We start from the raw sequence: 18,502 nt of genomic DNA on the forward strand, positions 1-18,502 counted from the left end.
ATGACACCAACGCGGAGCGCGCATGAGCCAGGCTGACGTCATCCTTGAAACCCGCGGACTCACCAAGGAGTTCAAGGGCTTCACCGCCGTCAGCAGGGTCGATTTGCGGGTACGGCGCGGCGCCATCCACGCCCTGATCGGGCCCAATGGCGCCGGCAAGACCACCTGCTTCAACCTGCTGACCAAGTTCCACACGCCCTCCGCCGGCGCCATCCTGTTCAACGGCGAGGACATCACGCGGGAGCGCCCGGCCCAGATCGCCCGCAAGGGCGTGATCCGCTCCTTCCAGATCTCGGCGGTGTTCCCGCAACTCACGGTGATGGAAAACGTACGCGTGGCGCTTCAGCGCAAGCTGGGCACCGCGTATCACTTCTGGAAAAGCAAGCGCTCCCTCGATGCGCTCAATGACCGCTCGATATCGCTGCTGAAGGCCGTTGGCCTGGAAGGCTTTGCCGACCTGCCCACCGCCGAACTGGCGTACGGGCGCAAGCGCGCGCTGGAAATCGCCACCACGCTCGCCATGGACCCGGAGCTGATGCTGCTCGACGAACCCACGCAAGGCATGGGGCATGAAGACGTGGAGGTAGTCACCGCCTTGATCAAGCAGGTTTCAGCGGGACGCACCGTGCTGATGGTAGAACACAATATGAGCGTGGTGTCATCCATCGCGGACCGCATCACCGTGCTCCAGCGCGGCGCCATCCTGGCCGAAGGGCCTTACGAGGAAATGGCGCGGAACCCGCAGGTGATGGAAGCGTACATGGGCACGGCCGATGCCGCACTGACGGAGGCAACGCCATGACCCACCCGACCCCTGCCCTGCAGATCAAGGACCTGCACGCCTGGTATGGCGAGTCCCACATCCTCCACGGGGTGGACCTGAGCGTCAATCCGGGCGAAGTGGTCACGGTGCTCGGCCGCAATGGCGCGGGCCGCACCACGACCATGCGCGCGATCATGGGGCTCGTCGGCGCCCGCAAAGGCTCGATCCGCGTCAACGGCACCGAGACCATCGGCATGAAGACGCACCGCATCGCGCCGCTGGGGCTTGGCTATTGCCCCGAGGAACGCGCCATCTTCTCCAGCCTGTCGTGCGAGGAGAACCTGATGCTGCCGCCGGTGTTCAAGCCGGATGGCGCAACGGCGGGCCGCGAGCCGATGCCGCTGGACGAGATCTATGCGATGTTCCCCAACCTGTGGGAGCGCCGCAAGAGCCAGGGCACCCGGATGTCGGGCGGCGAGCAGCAGATGCTGGCGGTCGCGCGCATCCTGCGCACCCGCGCCAGCGTGCTGCTGCTTGATGAAATCTCCGAAGGCCTCGCGCCCGTCATCGTACAAACACTGGCAAGAATGATCACCACCCTGAAGAAGCGCGGCTACACCATCGTGATGGTGGAGCAGAACTTCCGCTTCGCCGCGCCTCTGGCCGACCGCTTCTATGTGATGGAGCACGGCCGCATGGTGGAGAGCTTCGACGCCGGCGCGCTCGGGCACAAGATGCCCACGCTCAACGCCCTGCTCGGCGTGTAAGGAACCATCGCAATGGATTTTATTGGCATACCTGTGTCCGCCCTGCTGAGCCAGTTGCTGCTCGGCCTCGTCAACGGCTCGTTCTACGCCATCCTCAGTCTCGGCCTGGCGGTCATCTTCGGCCTGCTCAACGTCATCAACTTCGCCCATGGCGCCCTGTTCATGCTGGGTGCCGTGCTGGCATGGATGGGCATGAGCTACCTCGGCCTTGACTACTGGCTGATGCTGCTGCTCGCGCCGTTGGTTACCGGCGCGCTGGGCGTGGTGCTGGAACGCACCATGCTGCGCCGCCTCTACCGCTTCGACCACCTCTACGGGCTGTTGCTGACGCTGGGCATCTGCTTGCTGATCGAAGGCCTGCTGCGCTCGGCCTACGGTGTGTCCGGCATGTCCTATGCCACGCCCGAAGCGCTGAGCGGCGCCACCAGCGTGGGCTTCATGGTGTTGCCCAATTACCGCGCCTGGGTCGTCGTGGCCTCGCTCACGGTGTGCTTCGTGACCTGGTACGTAATCGAGAAGACAAGGCTCGGCGCCTACCTGCGCGCCGGCACCGAGAACCCCCGCATGGTGGAAGCATTCGGCATCAACGTGCCCCTGCTGGTCACGCTGACCTATGCCTTCGGCGTGGGGCTGGCCGCCTTTGCCGGCGTGCTGGCCGCGCCGGTGATGCAGATCTCGCCGCTGATGGGGCAGAACCTGATCATCACCGTGTTCGCGGTGGTGGTGATCGGCGGGATGGGATCCATCCTCGGCTCCATCTTCACCGGCCTCGGCCTGGGGGTATTCGAGGGCATGACCAAGGTGTTCTACCCGGAAGCCTCGGCGACCGTCGTCTTCGTGGCCATGGTGTGCGTGCTGATGGTGCGCCCCGCCGGCTTGTTCGGAAAGGAAAAATGATGATCAACGACTCACGCGCGCGCCTGATTATCGCCCTGCTGGCGGCGGCCGTCGCGCTGGCGCCCTTCCTCGGCGCCTACCCGGTGCTGGCGATGAAGCTGATGTGCTTTGCCCTGTTTGCCTGTGCCTTCAACCTGCTGCTGGGCTTTACCGGCCTGCTGTCCTTCGGCCATGCCGCCTTCTTCGGCGGCGCGGCCTATGCCTGCGGCTACGTGATGAAATCGCTGCACGCGACGCCGGAGCTGGGCCTGCTGGCCGGCACAGCCTTCGGCGCGCTGCTCGGCCTGGCCTTCGGCGCGCTGGCGATCCGGCGCCAGGGCATCTACTTCGCCATGGTCACGCTGGCGCTGGCCCAGATGTTCTACTTCTTCTGCCTGCAGGCGCCCGTCACCGGCGGCGAGGACGGCTTGCAAGCGGTGCCGCGCGGCGCCCTGCTCGGACTGGTTCCGCTGGAGAGCGACCTGACCATGTATTACGTGGCGGCGGCCGTGACGGGGGCCGCGCTACTGTTGATCGCGCGCGTGGTCAACTCGCCGTTCGGGCAGGTGCTGCGGGCGATCAAGGAGAACGAGCCGCGCGCCATTTCGCTAGGCTACGACACCGACCGCTTCAAGCTGCTGGCCTTCGTGCTGTCGTCGGCGCTGGCCGGGCTGGCGGGCGCCCTGAAGACGCTGGTGCTCGGCTTCGCGACGCTCACCGACGTGCACTGGGCCATGTCCGGATCGGTCATCCTGATGACGCTGGTGGGGGGCATGGGCACCCTCTCCGGGCCCATCATGGGCGCGTTGGTGATCGTCGCGGTGGAAAACAAGCTGGGTGATGTTGGCAGCAGCCTGGCCGCGCTGACGGGCGTCGACTGGTTCAACACGCTGGGCGAATCGGTCAGCATGGTCACGGGCCTGATCTTTGTGGTCTGCGTGCTTACCTTGCGGCGCGGGATCATGGGCGAGGTGCAGGTGCTGCGGGCCCGCCGGGAGGCGCCGGCGCGGCCTGGGCCCGCCTTCCACGGCCATTCCGCCACCTCGACCACAGCCAAGGGTTAACGCTGATTCAGTCGGCAATTTAAATCAGTACACTGATCATTAATACTCAGCATACTGATTAATGGAGATGCATCATGGCTTGGACCAAGATCGCCACTACCGGCCAGCTTCAGGACGATGAAGTAATGCCGCTCACGCTCGGGGACGCGCAGCTGGCGCTGTACCGCAGCGAAGGGGAATACTTCGTCACCGACAATGTCTGCACGCATCAGTACGCGTTGCTGTCGGACGGCTACCTGGAAGACGGCTGCATCGAATGCCCGCTGCACCAGGCGCGTTTCGACATCCGCACCGGGAAAGCCATGTGCGCGCCTGCCACCCAGGGCATCCGCGTCTATCCGGTCAGGATCGTCGACAGCGACGTGATGGTCGACGTCATGGTCACCGCCTGAGCCCCCGCCATGCCACAAGACGCCCCCATCCTGATCATCGGCGCCGGCCAGGCCGGCGCCACCGCCGCAGCCGCGCTGCGCTCGCTAGGCCATGACGGCGGCATCGTCATGGTCGGCGGCGAGGCCCATGCGCCCTATGAGCGCCCGCCGCTGTCCAAGGCCGTGCTGGCGGACGAGCAGCAGGACGAACGCATCGGCGTGCACGCGGCGGGCTTTTATGCCGAGCAAGGCATCGACCTGCGTCTGGGCACGACCGTGACGTCGCTCGATCCCACCAGTGGCACGGCCCGCTGCGCCGATGGCCAGGCGATTGCCTTCAGCCGCTGCCTGCTGGCCACCGGCGGGCGTGCCCGCACCCTGCCCGCCTTGCCGGAAGGCATGGCGCGCGTGCACTACCTGCGCTCGCTGGGCGATGCGCGCGGCCTGCGCGCCGCCCTGCGCCGGGAGCGCTCCGTGCTGGTGATCGGCGGCGGCTTCCTGGGCCTGGAAACGGCCTCCACCGCCCGCGCGGCGGGACTGGAGGTCACGGTGATCGAAGCTGCGCCGCGGTTGCTGCAGCGCGCCGTGCCTGCCGTGTTTTCCGACTGGCTGGCGCAGCGCGTGCGCAGCCTCGGCATCGACCTGCGCCTGGGCTGCGGGATCGCCTCGATCCCGCCGGCCACGAACAGGGTTGCCGTCACGCTGACGGACGGCTCCGCCTTGCACGCACCGCTGGCAGTGGTCGCCATCGGGCTGCATCCCGATGTTGGCCTGGCGCAGGCCGCCGGGCTGGCGCTCCATCCGGGCAACGGCGGCATCCAGGTCGATGCGCACTGCCGCACCAGCGCGCCGGGCGTGTTCGCCGCCGGCGATTGCACCAGCCAGTACCAGCCGCTGTTTGGCCAGGAAGTCCGGCTGGAGTCGTGGCAGAACGCCAACGAGCAGGCCCGCATCGCCGCCGCCGCCATGCTCGGCGTGGAGACGGCACCGGCCGCCGTGCCCTGGTTCTGGACCGACCAGCTCGGCTGCAACATCCAGATGCTGGGCGCGGTGGACCCGACCCTGTGTTACACCCTGCGCGGCACGGCGGACGGCGACGCCCCCCGATTCCTGCTGCTTGGCATGGCCGGCGCGCAACTGCGCCACGCTATCGCCGTCAATGCGGGCGGCGACCTGCGCCAGCTCCGCAACCTGATCGAACAGCGCACCGCCTGCGACATCGGCCTGCTCTGCAACACCGCCCGGCCCCTGAAGCAAGCGGTACGCGAGGCCGCCGCCGCGCTCGCGGGCCAGACCGAATCCTGAACGATCCCGAACGATCCCGAACGAGGAACCGACATGTACCAGACCCACGCGGTCATCAACCGCACGCCGCGCGCCAAGGATGCCGAACTGGCCGCCTGCCAGTGGCCGCAGGACGCCCTGCATTTCATCCCTGACTGGGTGTACACCAGCAACGCCGTGTACGACATGGAGCTGGAAAAGATCTTCCGCGGCCGCTCGTGGAACTTCGTCGCGCTGGAGGCCGAGATCCCCAACTCCGGCGACTTCAAGCGATCCTATGTCGGGTCCACGCCAGTCGTCGTGGCGCGCGCCGAGGACGGCTCGATCAATGTCTTCGAGAACCGCTGCGCCCACCGCGGCGCGGAGTTCTGCCGGCACGGCCAGGGCAATACCACGGAGTTCGTCTGCCCCTATCACCAGTGGTCTTACGATCTCAAGGGCAACCTGCAGGGCGTCCCGTTCAAGCGCGGCGTCAACCGCGCCGGCGGCATGCCCAAGGACTTCCGCAACGAAGACCACGGCCTGTTGAAGCTGCAGGTGGCCACGCGCAACGGCGTGATCTTCGCCTCCTACGCCAGCGATATGGAGAGCCTGGAGGCGTACCTCACGCCCGAGATCCTCAAGGATTTCGACGTGGTGTTCAACGGCAAGCCGCTCAAGATCCTCGGGTACTACAAGAATGAGTTGCCGTGCAACTGGAAGATGTACCACGAGAACCTGAAAGACCCCTACCACGCCACGTTGCTGCATTCCTTCCTGGTGGTGTTCGGCCTGCTGGTGGCCGGCAACGACTCCGCCATGATCGCCGACCCGGTGCACGGCCGCCACGGCACCATGGCCTCGGCCAAGAAGGAAGACAAGTACGCCGCGGTGAGCGAAGAGAACAAGAAGGAAATGCGCTCCTTCCACGAGGGCATGCGCCTGCAGGACGACCGCTTCCTGGAATACATCAAGGAGTTCGACTCGCCGTGGTCCGTCACCATGCAGACCATCTGGCCAAACCTGATCGTGCAGCGCGAGATGAATACGCTGGGCGTGCGCCAGATCGTGCCCAACGGCCCGGACAGCATGCTGATGCAATGGACCATGTTCGGCTATGAGGACGACAGCGAGGAGATGACGCGGCACCGCCTGCGCCAGGGCAACCTGATGGGACCGGCCGGCTTCCTCGGGCTGGAAGACAACGAAGCGATGAAGTTCGTGCAGGAAGGCGTGCGCCGCTCCAGCACCGACCGCAACGTGCTGAAGCTGGACCCCGGCCACGTCGGCACCGCCAACTCGCTGATCTCGGAATCCGCGATCCGCGCCATGTACCAATACTATCGCAGCGTGATGGGGTTCTGAACAGCATGACACCAACCATGACACCGACGGCTCATACCCTCTACCGTCCCTGCAAGCTGGAGCCCGCGCGCGCACAGGCGCTGCGCATGGAGATCGATGCCTTCCACGCCGAATACTGCGCCGTGCTCGATGCCGGCCTGGTGGAATCGTGGCCGGATTTTTTTACCGAGGATTGCATCTACCGCGTCACGGCAAGGGAGAACGTGGAACTCGGCATGCCCGTGGGACTGGTCTACGCCGAAGGCCGCGGCATGATGCACGACCGCGCGGTGGCGATCGCACGCACCCAGATGTTCGCGCCGCGCCATATGCTGCATCTCGTCACCAACACCCGCGTCACCGAGGAAACCGCGTATGGCGAGATCCATGCGCAAGCCAGCTTCCTGCTGCTGCAAACGCTGGTCGAAGGTCCCACCACCATCCACATGGCGGGCACCTATCACGACCGTTTTGCCCGCACCCAGGGCCAGCTGCTGCTGGCCGAGCGCCAGGTCGTGTACGACACCACCATCATCGCCAACGACCTGGTCTACCCGGTGTAACCCGCGCGCACGGTGCTGCGCATCAAATGATGCGCAGCACCGTGCGGCTGTAGTCGTTGTTGGCCTCCACCAGCGTCGCCAGCAGGTCCATGAACACCTTGCGCTGCGCCGGGCGCAGCGGCGCCAGCATGCGCTCCTGCGCGCGCTCCATATCGGCGCGCAGCGACGCCACCACCTTCTGGCCTTCCTTGGTCAGGTGCACGTGACGCGTGCGCCGGTCGGCCGGATTATCCTTGCGCTCGACCAGGCCGCGCTCTTCCAGCCGCCGCACCACGTCGGCCGTGGTGGTGCGGTCGAAGCCCACTTCCTGCCCCAGCGAAGTCTGGTCCAGCCCCGGCAGCACCGACAGTACCGTCAGGATGGCGTACTGCACCGGCGTGATGCTCGCCGACTTGCATTCCTCGAAAAACATGGCCACGTGGATCTGGTGCAGGCGGCGCACGAGAAAACCTGGCCGGGCCCAGAGAAGTTCCTTGGCCGGGTCCGCTTCGGATTGCGCTTGATCCTCGACCGGGGGCGCGGTGTGCGCCGTTTGACGTTTCTCGGTGGACATTCCACTCACCAAATTGTTAGCATACTGACAAGTATAGACGACTCGCCCCGGCATGGGGCCAGAACGGGCTCGGGTGCAAATAGCGATGTCGAATTGGCTAGCGATTGAGAGCCGACGATGAGCAAGTGCAAGAGCCTGGACAAGCTGTTTGCAGGCCATCACTTTGAGCCAGCCCGCCGAAGACCATCACGCTCGATGGCAAATGAAAACCGACGGCCCGGTGTATGGCAAGGCGTAGCCGTTGCGTGCTCTATACTGCTCGTAATGTATCTTCTCTGCCTCCCTGCCATGGTTTCCGTGCCGCTGCCTCCCGACTATGCTGATTGGCTTGCCTCACTCAAATCCCGCATCGGGCGTGCGCAGCAACGCGCGGCGACTGCCCTCAACCAGACCTTGGTCACGCTGTACTGGGATATCGGCAAGGAGATCCTTGAGCGGCAGGCTAAGCAGGGGTGGGGTGCCAAGGTAATCGAGCGCTTAGCGCAGGATCTGCGGCAGGAGTTTCCCGACATGAGAGGGCTCTCGCGCTCCAACCTAATGGCGATGCGCGCATTCGCCGAAGCGTGGCCCGATGCAGCAATTGTCCAACAGCTTGTTGGACAATTGCCCTGGGGGCACAACCAGGCGCTGTTGCAGAAGCTCAAATCGGTCGAGCAGCGCCAGTGGTACGCACAGCAAGCGGCCGCGCACGGCTGGTCCCGCGCCGTACTGGTGGCGCAGATCGAAACTCGCCTGGTCGACCGGGCGGCACAGGCGCCAAACAACTTCGCCGCCCAGTTGCCGTCGCCGCAGTCGGACTTGGCGCGGGCCACACTCAAGGATCCCTACGTCTTCGACTTCCTGAGCTTGCGTGCCGATGCGACGGAGCGAGACCTGGAGACAGCGCTAGTCGATCACATTACCCGTTTTCTGCTCGAACTTGGGGCCGGTTTTGCCTATGTTGGCCGCCAGGTCCATCTCGAAGTGGGGGGCGAGGACTTCTATCTCGATCTACTCTTCTACCACCTAAAGCTGCGCTGTTACATCGTAATCGAACTGAAGACAGGCGCTTTCAAGCCGGAGTATGCGGGACAGATCAGTTTCTACCTGTCGGCGGTCGATGCCGAGATGAAGACAGCGGCCGACAATCCCACTATCGGGCTGCTGCTATGCCAGGAGCACAATCGGCTGGTTGTCGAGTACGCACTGCGCGGCATGGGAAATCCGATTGGCGTGGCCCAGTATCAGCTGGTGGCAGAGCTGCCGGCCGAACTGCAGGAAAGTCTGCCGAGCGTGGAAGCGCTGACTCAGGAATTGGAGCCTGAAGCCAGGGGTAATGGGGGCGATTAAGCCTGCGAGGCGTCGGCTCTCAATTCGTTCACCCCGGCACGACCAACTCGACATCGCTATTTACTGAGATGCACCAGAGCTTCCATTCTGCTCGCGTACGCCGTCTTCCAGGTTGACGGGCGTATGTGCCTTGACGGTGGCTCAATGGACAGGGCCGCGTCGTTGTCATGAGAAGTTAAGTTCGAGACATCCAATGTAAAGCGGGAAGCGGTGCCAGGCCAGATGATTCACTCATTGTCCTGGACCGTGGACATCAACGCTTTAAGGAGACTTCCATGCACCTCATCGACGTATCTTTGCGGCCTGAAAATCACAGCCTATGATCATTCAGGCCGCGCCCTACGGACTGCAATGGCTGCCCGGCGATTCGGACGATGTGCCAGTGACGGGCTCCAAGCGCATGTTCATGTTCGACGAAATACTGAATCGCCTGCGCACCGGCCCTGCCGAAGATAGTGCTGCAAATGGGGTGCTAAAGCTTTCTCATCTAGTTCGACATTCTAAATATTCACATTTCAATCTGGAGATCCCACATCATGAACTTCCTTGACGGCCACCTGTATCCCGAGAACCAGCAGCCCCTGATCATCACAGCCGCTCCCTACGCGCCGGGCTGGATTCCTTCGGACTTCCCGGAAGATATCCCAATTACGATGGAGGAGCAGATCCAGAAGGCGGTGGATTGCTATGAAGCCGGTGCCACCGTGCTGCACCTGCACGTGCGCGAACTCGATGGCAGGGGCAGCAAGCGCCTGTCCATGTTCAATGAGCTGATCGCCGGGGTGCGCAAGGCCGTGCCCGAGATGGTCATCCAGGTGGGTGGCTCGATCAGCTTTGCGCCCGAGGACGATGGCTCTGCGGCCAAATGGCTCTCCGACGACACGCGGCATATGCTGGCCGAACTCGATCCGAAGCCCGACCAGGTGACGGTGACCGTCAACACCACGCAGATGAATGTGACGGAGCACGCTGGTGAGGATGACTTCAGGGGAGTTTCGCGGGGATTCCCGCACCTCTATGGAACCTACAAGGACATGATCGTGCCCTCGAATCCCAGCTGGGTCGAGGAACACATCCGACGCCTGACAGCCGCCGGAATCCAGAGTGAGTTCCAGTGCTACAACATCAACAGCTTTGAAACGATTGAGCGGATGATTCGCCGCGGCGTCTACAAGGGGCCACTGGTGATGAACTGGGTCGCTATCAGCGGCGGCATGGATCAGGCGAACATCTACAACCTGGCCAACTTCCTGCGTGCTGCGCCGGACGGCGCGGTGATTACGGTGGAGAGTTCGGTGCTGAATGTGCTGCCCGTGAATATGATCGGCATCGCTTTGGGCCTGCATGTGCGCTGCGGCATCGAGGATGTCCTCTGGAACCAGACCCGCACGGRCAAGGCCACCTCCGTCGAGCAGATCAAGCAATTGGTGCGTATCTCCGGCGAATTTGGTCGCCCCATCGCGACAGCGAAACAGGCACGAGAGATCATGCAGATCGGGGTCTTCTACGATACGGCGGAAGAAACGCTCCAGGCCAATGGCTTCGCGCCCAATCGTAAGGGTGGCAACCAGGGCTTCCTGCGCAAGCCGGCCTACTAAGGTTACGCAGAACAAGCCAAGTGTATTGAGGCGTTCAGACCGATAAAAAGTGTTCAGTCGGGAAATACGCCCCGCCGCGCCTCCCAAATGGGGTGTGTTGGCGGGGCGCTCGCCCCACATTCGCCCCACACTCGCCCTTTACGGGCGGACTACAGTACCGTCAGGATGGCGTAGTGCAGCGGCGTGACGCTCGCCGCTTTTCATTCCTCAAAAAACATGGCCACGTGGTCTGCCATTGCAACGAGACAAGCGCGCTCCACAATGCATGAACGTGCTACCCGGTTGGCAGCCGGCTCTCTACGTGGAGACGGTCATCCATTCTGAAGCTGGCACCCAGCGATACAGTGTAGGGACGGACACGCCTAGGTTTTTGGCCACGTCCTTGGGCGGGACGCCGCTGGCCAGCAGCTTCTTGGCCGACGCGATCTTGCTGTCGGTCATCTTGGGCTTGCGGCCGCCTTTGCGGCCGAGCTGCCGGGCGACTTCCAGCCCGGCGCGCGTGCGCTCCACGGTCAGCTCGCGCTCCATCTCGGCGAGGCTAGCCATGACGTGGAAGAAGAACCGGCCCGACGGAGTGTCGGTGTCGATGGAGTCGGTGAAACTCTTGAACTGGATGYCTCGCTTGTGCAGCTCGCCAACCAGATCAACCAGTTGCTTGACGCTGCGACCCAGGCGATCCAGTTTCCACACGGCCAGGGTGTCGCCCTCGCGCAGCATTTCGAGGGCCTTGCCCAAGCCGGGACGGTCGGCCCGCGTGCCGCTCACCTTGTCCTCAAAGACCTTTTGGCATCCGGCCTTGGTCAACGCTTCGCGCTGAAGATCAAGATTCTGGTCTTGCGTCGAAACGCGTGCGTAACCGATCAACATGACAAGGGGGCAATCCGGTGAAACGGTTCAACAATCGTCTTCGCACGATTATCCTCGATCAGGCCGGGTTCCAGACCACAGCCGCGCTCAACCGATAGCTCAGGGCCGCGCGTTCCTTTGGATTCTCGGTCATGGCTCCATCCCATCGTCATTGCGGTCGTCATCTTCGGCCTCCTGGCACGCGGTGGGAAGTTGTTTCAATAGCTCCGGTAGCGCCGTTTGCACGGTGTCCCACACCACATCGAGGTTGATATCGAAGTAGCCGTGAGCGATGCGGTTGCGCATGCCGCGCATGCTGCGCCACGGCACTTCAGGGTGCGCCTGCGCGAAGTCGGCATAGCCGTCCATTACCTTCGTGGCGGCCTCGCCAATGATGATGAGGCTCATGATGACGGCCTGCCGGGTGCGCTTGTCCTCAAGGAAGTCAGCCTTGGCCAGCCCCTCCACGAAGCTGCACGCATCGGTTGCGGCTTGCTGCATGTGGTCGAGGTAGTCGGGCAGGCGGTTCTCGCTCATACCGGTTGCGCCTCCGCAAGCACCTTGGCCCGGAACTTCGGCGGCAGGTCGGCCGGGGTCAGCAGATCGACATGGACACCGAGTAGCGCTTCCAGTTCGTCCTGCAAGCCACCCAGGTCGAACAGCGTCGCACCGGGCAGCGCATCGACCAACAGATCGAGGTCGCTGCCGTCCCGGTCGGTGCCGTGTAGCACCGAGCCGAACACGCGCGGGTTCGCCGCGCGGAAGCGGCTTGTCGCTTCGCGCACGGCGCTGCGCTTCAACTCGAGCACAACGGACGGTCGCATGGGCATCCTTTCTTATCGAAACTCATTGAGATGATATTCAATCAAGAATGTAGTTTCAAGAAGCATTTTCGAGAATCGCAATGCCTTGATTTCCCGTGCTGCGCCGGACGCACTGGCGGGCCTGTAGTCAGAGCTAGGGTATCGACAGTTTGGCTATCTTGAAAATCGAATCCAATGACTTGAGTCCGACTTTGTGAAGCGTTGCCACATGCACCAGGCAGTGCTCTCCTGGCGCTCGCAGATGCACTTCCACCTGACGGCGATCCGCGTCACTCTGCAAACGGATCACCAACCGCGCGGCCTCACAACGCGACACAAGGGCGCCCACACCGTTTGGCGCGGCTTGCCAGCGTTCCGCCAATTCGCCAATGGTGGCCCAATCGCGGTCGTGGAAGCCCTTGATATGTAGAAGCAGCAAGTACTGCAAGCGTGATGCCCTCCGCGCGCGCCGCTATTTCGGAGAATCGCGGGTAGCGGCGCAGCGCATGGCCGAACTCGGACAGGGCTTCGAAGTTCTGCTTTGAAGCCCTCCTTACGCCTACGACCGCGGGCGTTCATCGCGGCGGCAGGTGGCAGGCAGATGCCGGGTTCCATGCCCTCCTGCGCTCAATCGTCTGCCGTAAAGCCGGAAGCCTCCACGATGGGCTTCCACTGCGCGCGCTGCGCCTTGATGGTCTTGCGGGCTTGCGCGCCGGGCTGTCCCGCCATCTCCATGCCGAGCGCCGCCATCTTGGCGCGCACGTCGGGTTCCTTCGCCGCGTCCAGGAATGCCTTCTCCAGACGTGCGGCCGTCGCGGCAGGCGTGCCCGCGGGCACGAACGCGGAATACCAGCCCGAAGCCATGTCAAAGCCCGGTACGCCAGCCTCACGCAGCGTCGGTACATCGGGAAGCAATGCCGAACGCCTGGTGCCGGTCACGCCGAGAAAGCGAATCTTCCCCGCCTTTTGCAACTCCATCTGGCCGCCGATCGCGTCGACGCCGATGGGCAGCGTGCCCCCGATCTCGTCCGTCAACATCATCGCCGCGCCACGGTAGGCCGTTGGGGTCAGCGGCACATCGATGGTTTTGCGCAGCGTAAGCACGCCGAAGTGAACGGTACCGCCTAGCGTAACCAGGCCAAATCCGGTGGAGGCCGGATTGCGTTTCACCCACGCGATGTATTCCGCCATCGTCTTGTAAGGCTGGTTGATGCTGGCAGAGGCGACCAGGGGCACGTCGGCCAGATAGGCGACTGGCATGAGATCCTTGTCGGGATCGTAGGGCAGCCGTTTATAGGTCAGCGGGAAGATGGTGAACGGGGGCGCGGGCGAGATGAGGATGGTTTTTCCATCCGGCGCGGCGCGCTTCACGAATTCGAGTGCCAGCCGGGCGGAAGCCCCGGGCCGGTTCTCGACCAATATGGTCTCGCCGAGCGAGACGCGCAATTTTTCCGCGAGCGTGCGCGCGAATACGTCCAGTGCGCCGCCCGGTGCAAACCCCACGACGATGCGCGTGGGGGTGTCGGCGCTGGCGGCACCGGCTGCGGCCGGTACGGCCGCCGCGACGACGGCAACGGCGGCGGTGAGCGCGGTTGCCAGCTTACGCAAGGAGAAGCGATTGTGCATGACTGAGTCCTGAGTTGTTTGTTGGCCTACGCCGCGGCCGGCGTCAGCGTGGTGTCCAGCTCCAGCGGATAAATCGGCCGCCTGAGGTTCTTGAATGGAAACAGGCTGTAGTCCGAACTGCAGACCCCCGGTCCGGCTACCAGCACGATATGCCGGGCTATCGGGCCGAACCCGGCGCGGAAGTGCTGGCGCGACTTGATCAGGATGTACTTCTTGCGCGTCAGGTCGATGCCCGCATGCGTGAACACACCCGTATCGAACGGCTCCTGCGGCTTCTCGCACACCATCACCAGCACGCCGCCCACATCCAGCACCGCGACCCGGCCAAGGCTGAGCCGTACGCCGGTAAACATCGGGCCGGTCACCTGGTAGTTGCCATCGGTGATGCACTTCACCCGCCCGGTCAGCGTCAGGGGCTGGCCCTTGAGATCCAATGCGGGCATATCGGTCCTGCCGCCCACCGCGACCGTGATCTGCTGGCCGACGCCTGCCTCGATCATCTGCGCCACTGCGGCCGGGTCCCAGTACGGGCCGGCCACGACATCATCCAGGCCCTGGCGCATCACTTCGGCCAGCACGCTCATCTGGTCGGTGGGGCCGCCGGCGCCGCAATTGTCGCCATGGTCCACCAGCACCACGGGGCCGCCGTCCAGCGTCCTGGCGCGCGCCACCGACTCCGCCATCGGCTCGATCGGGAACACGAAGTCAGCGCGGCGCGCCCAGGCCATCGACGTTAGTTCGTCCAGCAACTGCCGGGCAGCCTGCTCGCGCCCGGCATCGGCCACGATCACCACGGTCAGGCCAACGTGGGGGATATCGGCGAGGGGAAATCCGCCGAACACCGAGGCATTCAGTACTTCGCCGTCTCGTTCCGCCGCCATGGCGCGCTCCATGATGTCCTTCATGGGCTGCTCCTGCGGGGTCTGCCGCAGCATATGCGTGAGCATCGGCAAGGTGCGCGACAGGATGACCGGCCGGGCCTCGCCCCGCAGGGCGGCCATCAGCGTGCGCGCGGCGCGCGCGCCGGTCTCGTAGATGTCAATGTGGGGATAGGTGCAGTAGCCTGCGATGGCCGTTGCATTGCCTACCAGGTCGTCGCTGAAGTTGGCGTGAAAATCCAGCGCTACCGCAATGGGCATGTCCGGTGCCACCGCACGGATGCGCCGGAGCAGTTCGCCCTCGGCATCGGGATAGCCCTGCGCCACCATCGCACCGTGCAGGTCGAGCATGACCGCGTCGCATCCCTCGCGAACCGCCGTCACGATGGACGCGCACATCAATTCGAACGCCTGTGCGGTCACGATGCCGCTGGGCACGGCACTGGCCAGCAGCGGCATGACGAACTCGTCGCCCTGGCTGCGCACCATGTCGATAAAGGCCGCGGCGGCATTGTTGGTGCCTTCGCAGGCGCGGATCGCAGCCTCGCCGGAAGTCGGCCCGTCCACGCCCGTGCCCCGGCAGAATGACGACAGCGGCGTCGCGATCGGCGAGAACGTATTGGTTTCATGCCGCATCTGGGCAATGACAAAGCGCATCTTCTTATCCTTGGCGTGATTGACTTCAGTTGGCATCGAGGTTGACTGCCTTCGCGATCGCCCCATAGCGGGCGGACTCGGCCTGGAGAAATTTGCGAGTCTGCGCGGGCGGGGTCAGCACAGGCTCGTAAGCCAGCGACTGCAGGCGAGCGATGAAGTCGGGCTCTTCCACACTGCTCTTCACCTCGTTGTACAGCCGCTCGATGATGGGTTGGGACGTGCCTGTCTTCACCACCAACGCCAGATTGGCGCGCACCAGCAGTGCATCCTGGCTATCGGCCTTTTGCGTCTCCAGCTTCGGGTATTGCGTGACGGTGTGGTCCTGCAGGGTTGCCAGGGGCTTGACCTTGCCGTCGGTGACGTAGGCCACCGAAGAACCGATCACGTCGACGTGTGCGTTGGTCTGGCCGCCGATGAGATCGGCCATTGCCGGCGGCGAACCGCGATAGGGGACGATGGTGAAGTCCAGGCCGTTCCTCTGTTTCCAGCTCGCCAGCCCCAGGTGAGCCGCGCCGCCCACGGTATTGATACTGATCGAGACCTTGCCGGGATTACCCCGGATATAGGCCTTCAGATCGGTCAGGTTCCCTTCCTTGCGGTCGGCGCGCGTGACGATCCAGTGTGGCACCGTGGTCAGGATGGTGACGGGCGTCAGGTCGGCATCGGGGTTGTAGCGCAGGCCCTTGATGACATGCGGGTTGATGGTGAGCGAGCCATCGCTGGCGAGCAGCAGGGTATAGCCCTCCGCCTTGTCCTTCAGGGCCGACATGACGCCGGGCACAGTGGCGCCACCCGCGATGTTCTCGACCACGACGGGTTGCCCAAGCCTCTTCTCCAGCTTCCGGGAAAGAATACGCGCGACGATGTCGTAGGATCCGCCCGCGGGGAATGGCACGACCAGCCGTAACGGCCGCTCCGGCCAGGCTGCATGGACCGCAAAACTTGCGGAGCAAAGACTGGCGCCGAAGATGGCCGCCCTGAATACCGCACCGAACTTCCTCACGTTGTCATCTCCTGACCTTGGGTCTTTGTGCTTCCCGGTGTCGCAGGGACGGCGGCGCGGCATGGCGCTCGCCTGTACCGGAAGGGACTGCTCGTGGCGGCAGCCCGGAGACCACTATAAAGGAGCACCATATCAACCAAAAGCGAATTAAAATTGACAGTAGTTGATCATTTGGTTAATGCTGTGGCACGCTATCCATCGTGATGAATCGCCATGAATCAACACAGATCACTGTAGGTCGCCGCAAATCACTGTAGATTGCCCCAGGAATCCGCTTCATGTCGTCCGCCGTCCACCCCGTTCATGCCCTCCTCGCCCGCCTCAAGTTCCGGCATCTGCGCGTCATCCTTGCGCTCGACGAACTGGAGAGTGCCGCCGAAGTCGCGGCACGGTTCCATATCAGCCCGGCGGCGGTGTCGAAGACCTTGGCGGAAGTGGAGGCCATCATCGGCATGCCCTTGTTCGAGCGCGGACGCCGCGGCATGCGCGCCACCGACATCGGCCGGGAGATGATCGAGGGCGCGGCCCTGGTAACGGCGCAACTGAGCCGCCTGGCCGAGACCTTGCAAGCCGTGCGCGAGGGCGCGCGGGGGCGGATGAGCATCGCCTACCGGACCACCTCGGTCCAGCCTGTGCTGGCGCAGTTGCTCTGCGCATTCCAGGCAGGCAATCCAGGTGTGGATATCAGCGTGATCGAGGGCGGGATCATGGATCTGGTCAACCAGCTCGACGAAGGCGAACTCGATCTGTTGTTTGCCTACGAGGATCCACGCCTGGAGCGCAAGGACTTGCGCCACGCGCCCATCATTCCGGCACAGAAACTGGTCATCGTCGCCAGCATGACGCATCCGCTGCTGCGGCAGAGACACATCACCGCGCAGGACCTGGTCGACCAGCAATGGTGCATCCCCGCGCATGGCGCGCGCATGTTGCACCACTTGCACACCGCATTCCGTGCGCTGAACATACCGCCACCGGAGCGCGGCATCCGAACCAGCGATGTGACCATGACGGTCAATCTGCTTCAGGCCGCGCACTTCCTGGCCGTGTATCCCGAGCGCATTGCCGCCCAGTTCGCGGCGGCAAACGTGGCCCGGGTACTGCCGTTCAAGCTGGCAAGCCAGGTCGAGCCGGTGGTCATGGTGTGGAACGGCGCGCTGGCGCCGCGCGCCCCGGCACGGGTCTTTCGCGACTCCATCCTGAGCCGCGCCGAGGCGATGCCAGCGGATTCGTCAGCATGGCTGGCGAATGTGGGAATGATGAAGCCGGTGTAAGGTGAAGGGAGATCTCCCGCCACGACAACACAGGGCTTCACACCAGCAGTGCGACCAGCCCGGAAGTCAGTAGCAAAGCGCTCACAACGTGCTCGAGCCCACGCGCGGGTAGCCGCTTGCATAGCCGCTCCCCGACAAAGACGCCAAAGGCGAACACAGGCACAAGCAGCGCTGTCGAATAGAGCTGTGATGTGTGGACCTGACGCTCGAGCACAAACAAAGCCACCACGCCCACATACAGCACCGCGAAATAAGCGAGGAGATTCGCGCGCAGTGTGGCGCCCTTCCCGATGCCATTGAGATAGTAGACGACCGGTGGACCACCGATGCCCCCTAATGCAGTCAGCGCGCCGCTTATGGCGCCGGCGGTAAAGGTGGGGCGCCACCCGCTATCGTGAAGCCAGCGCCAGCCCCTGATGTGCATCAACGTGGACAGGAGGACCGCGACCGCTACGATCCGACGCAGATCGACCGGGCTCTCGTTCACCAACCAACGCGTCGTCACCGCGGCGCAACCCGTTGCGATCAACGCGAGCGGAATCACAGTGCGCCAGCGCGCCGCGCCGGCCCAGTTCCGCACGCCCTGCAGCGATGTCGCCAAATGTATCAGCACGATCAGGACGCCGACTTCAGGTGCCGGGATCAGCAGTCCGAACAAAGGTGCCATGACGAGCGCACCGCCAAATCCGGTCATGCCTTTGGCCATGCCGGCCACCATGCAGATCAACGCAAGACATCCCAGTACGGCAGGGGAATCGACAAAACTCATGAGTCGCTTTATTCGCGGTAGTCGCGGTAGACAAGAAAATATGAAGGCAAAATCGATCGCTACCGGACACGCAAGACGACATACCTCCATGGGAAGGGCCAGAATGTTCTCAGCATTCCTGGCGCACGTATAGTGCCAGAGGCGTCATTTCGATG

20 protein-coding genes and 1 pseudogene are annotated in these 18,502 nt (G+C 63.7%); 12 read left to right on the forward strand and 9 right to left on the reverse strand.

The window, feature by feature from the left end; translation table 11 throughout:
* The first annotated feature begins 22 nt into the window (after positions 1-22).
* The 8 genes from AC1DQ3_RS08360 to AC1DQ3_RS08395 all read left to right on the forward strand — a co-directional run bounded on the left by AC1DQ3_RS08360 (position 23) and on the right by AC1DQ3_RS08395 (position 7,011).
* Entirely contained in the window at positions 23-802 is a 780-nt protein-coding gene (locus AC1DQ3_RS08360) for an ABC transporter ATP-binding protein (protein WP_477119711.1), read from the forward strand.
* Entirely contained in the window at positions 799-1,530 is a 732-nt protein-coding gene (locus tag AC1DQ3_RS08365) for an ABC transporter ATP-binding protein (protein WP_477119712.1), read from the forward strand. The genes AC1DQ3_RS08360 and AC1DQ3_RS08365 overlap by 4 nt, the downstream gene beginning before the upstream one ends.
* Before the next feature lie 12 nt (positions 1,531-1,542).
* A complete protein-coding gene (locus AC1DQ3_RS08370; RefSeq protein ID WP_477119713.1) occupies positions 1,543-2,427 on the forward strand; it encodes a branched-chain amino acid ABC transporter permease in 885 nt (294 codons plus the stop codon).
* Positions 2,427-3,470 carry a branched-chain amino acid ABC transporter permease gene (locus AC1DQ3_RS08375; protein WP_477119803.1) on the forward strand — a complete coding sequence of 348 codons (1,044 nt, stop codon included), beginning with the start codon at positions 2,427-2,429 and terminating at the stop codon, positions 3,468-3,470. The genes AC1DQ3_RS08370 and AC1DQ3_RS08375 overlap by 1 nt, the downstream gene beginning before the upstream one ends.
* Before the next feature lie 74 nt (positions 3,471-3,544).
* On the forward strand, positions 3,545-3,862 hold the full coding sequence (locus tag AC1DQ3_RS08380; RefSeq protein WP_477119714.1) for a non-heme iron oxygenase ferredoxin subunit: 318 nt from the start codon (positions 3,545-3,547) through the stop codon (positions 3,860-3,862).
* Positions 3,863-3,871: 9 nt separating this feature from the next.
* Positions 3,872-5,146, forward strand: coding sequence for an NAD(P)/FAD-dependent oxidoreductase (locus AC1DQ3_RS08385; protein ID WP_477119715.1), 1,275 nt, complete (start codon positions 3,872-3,874; stop codon positions 5,144-5,146).
* Between the two features lie 33 nt (positions 5,147-5,179).
* Positions 5,180-6,469: a Rieske 2Fe-2S domain-containing protein gene (locus tag AC1DQ3_RS08390; RefSeq protein ID WP_477119716.1), complete on the forward strand. Its 1,290-nt coding sequence runs from the start codon at positions 5,180-5,182 to the stop codon at positions 6,467-6,469.
* A 17-nt stretch (positions 6,470-6,486) separates the two neighbouring features.
* On the forward strand, positions 6,487-7,011 hold the full coding sequence (locus AC1DQ3_RS08395) for an aromatic-ring-hydroxylating dioxygenase subunit beta (protein WP_477119717.1): 525 nt from the start codon (positions 6,487-6,489) through the stop codon (positions 7,009-7,011).
* 22 nt (positions 7,012-7,033) lie between these two features.
* Here AC1DQ3_RS08395 and AC1DQ3_RS08400 read toward each other — a convergent pair whose 3' ends face one another.
* Positions 7,034-7,564, reverse strand: a complete 531-nt coding sequence (locus tag AC1DQ3_RS08400) for a MarR family winged helix-turn-helix transcriptional regulator (protein WP_477119718.1) — start codon at positions 7,562-7,564, stop codon at positions 7,034-7,036.
* Between the two features lie 288 nt (positions 7,565-7,852).
* On the opposite strand from AC1DQ3_RS08400, the gene AC1DQ3_RS08405 reads away from it, so the two are divergent.
* From AC1DQ3_RS08405 to AC1DQ3_RS08415, 3 genes are all read left to right on the forward strand, one after another.
* Positions 7,853-8,893, forward strand: a complete 1,041-nt coding sequence (locus tag AC1DQ3_RS08405; RefSeq protein WP_477119804.1) for a PDDEXK nuclease domain-containing protein — start codon at positions 7,853-7,855, stop codon at positions 8,891-8,893.
* A 319-nt stretch (positions 8,894-9,212) separates the two neighbouring features.
* Positions 9,213-9,443 (forward strand): hypothetical protein, encoded by a 231-nt coding sequence (locus AC1DQ3_RS08410; RefSeq protein WP_477119719.1) that lies wholly within the window; start codon positions 9,213-9,215, stop codon positions 9,441-9,443.
* Positions 9,430-10,491, forward strand: a complete 1,062-nt coding sequence (locus tag AC1DQ3_RS08415) for a beta-keto acid cleavage family enzyme (protein WP_477119720.1) — start codon at positions 9,430-9,432, stop codon at positions 10,489-10,491. The genes AC1DQ3_RS08410 and AC1DQ3_RS08415 overlap by 14 nt, the downstream gene beginning before the upstream one ends.
* 297 nt (positions 10,492-10,788) lie before the next feature.
* Here the strand turns inward: AC1DQ3_RS08415 and AC1DQ3_RS08420 are convergent, their stop codons facing one another.
* The 7 genes and pseudogenes from AC1DQ3_RS08420 to AC1DQ3_RS08450 form a co-directional block, all read right to left on the reverse strand.
* Complete coding sequence (locus AC1DQ3_RS08420; RefSeq protein ID WP_477119721.1) at positions 10,789-11,358, reverse strand: recombinase family protein; 570 nt, start codon at positions 11,356-11,358, stop codon at positions 10,789-10,791.
* A gap of 129 nt (positions 11,359-11,487) precedes the next feature.
* Positions 11,488-11,874, reverse strand: coding sequence for a HepT-like ribonuclease domain-containing protein (locus tag AC1DQ3_RS08425; RefSeq protein ID WP_477119722.1), 387 nt, complete (start codon positions 11,872-11,874; stop codon positions 11,488-11,490).
* The gene (locus AC1DQ3_RS08430) at positions 11,871-12,161 is read right to left on the reverse strand and encodes a nucleotidyltransferase family protein (RefSeq protein ID WP_477119723.1); all 291 of its coding nucleotides are present in this window, start codon (positions 12,159-12,161) and stop codon (positions 11,871-11,873) included. Before AC1DQ3_RS08430 ends, AC1DQ3_RS08425 begins: the two co-directional genes overlap by 4 nt.
* A 133-nt stretch (positions 12,162-12,294) precedes the next feature.
* Positions 12,295-12,664, reverse strand: a pseudogene (locus tag AC1DQ3_RS08435) (MarR family winged helix-turn-helix transcriptional regulator).
* Between the two features lie 103 nt (positions 12,665-12,767).
* A complete protein-coding gene (locus AC1DQ3_RS08440) occupies positions 12,768-13,766 on the reverse strand; it encodes a tripartite tricarboxylate transporter substrate-binding protein (protein WP_477119724.1) in 999 nt (332 codons plus the stop codon).
* Positions 13,767-13,792: 26 nt separating this feature from the next.
* Complete coding sequence (locus tag AC1DQ3_RS08445; RefSeq protein ID WP_477119725.1) at positions 13,793-15,301, reverse strand: M81 family metallopeptidase; 1,509 nt, start codon at positions 15,299-15,301, stop codon at positions 13,793-13,795.
* Positions 15,302-15,326: 25 nt separating this feature from the next.
* Positions 15,327-16,304: a Bug family tripartite tricarboxylate transporter substrate binding protein gene (locus AC1DQ3_RS08450; protein WP_477119726.1), complete on the reverse strand. Its 978-nt coding sequence runs from the start codon at positions 16,302-16,304 to the stop codon at positions 15,327-15,329.
* A 278-nt stretch (positions 16,305-16,582) separates the two neighbouring features.
* Here AC1DQ3_RS08450 and AC1DQ3_RS08455 point away from each other — a divergent pair, with 278 nt between their 5' ends.
* Positions 16,583-17,578, forward strand: coding sequence for a LysR family transcriptional regulator (locus AC1DQ3_RS08455; RefSeq protein ID WP_477119727.1), 996 nt, complete (start codon positions 16,583-16,585; stop codon positions 17,576-17,578).
* A gap of 37 nt (positions 17,579-17,615) precedes the next feature.
* On the opposite strand, the gene AC1DQ3_RS08460 is transcribed toward AC1DQ3_RS08455, so the two are convergent.
* Complete coding sequence (locus AC1DQ3_RS08460; protein WP_477119728.1) at positions 17,616-18,347, reverse strand: sulfite exporter TauE/SafE family protein; 732 nt, start codon at positions 18,345-18,347, stop codon at positions 17,616-17,618.
* Positions 18,348-18,502: the final 155 nt, after the last annotated feature.

It is taken from the genome of Cupriavidus sp. 01T418, from assembly GCF_056398885.1.